Here is a 255-nt window from a genome sequence, read left to right as displayed (position 1 = left end):
GACCGTGCAACTCATTGTCAGCAGCCTCTGCAAGCGAACGCCCGTGGCGTTCTGCCAGCCAAATCCGGGCAGCGACGATTTTCTCATAGCCGAAGATCGATCCGGCGCTGGCTATTCCAGCAGCAGCGCGGATGACATAATCTGCCCATTCGGCAGGTCCGGCCTTGTTTTTAGTATCAGTAATCATGATGAACTCCGCGTCAGCAAGCGGGAGCGCTCGAGTCTCTCAGTCACGGGATGCTTGCGACTAGAACC

General features: G+C 56.9%; 1 protein-coding gene. It reads right to left on the bottom strand.

Annotated elements, in window-relative coordinates:
• The coding region (locus tag MRBLMC3_RS23165; RefSeq protein ID WP_363827570.1) for a hypothetical protein at positions 1-187 on the bottom strand (187 nt) is incomplete at its 3' end.
• Positions 188-255: the final 68 nt, after the last annotated feature.

The sequence above is a fragment of the Sphingobium sp. LMC3-1-1.1 genome (genome assembly GCF_040676285.1).
Lineage (GTDB): Bacteria > Pseudomonadota > Alphaproteobacteria > Sphingomonadales > Sphingomonadaceae > Sphingobium.
This window is presented reverse-complemented; position numbering and strand designations above follow the sequence as displayed.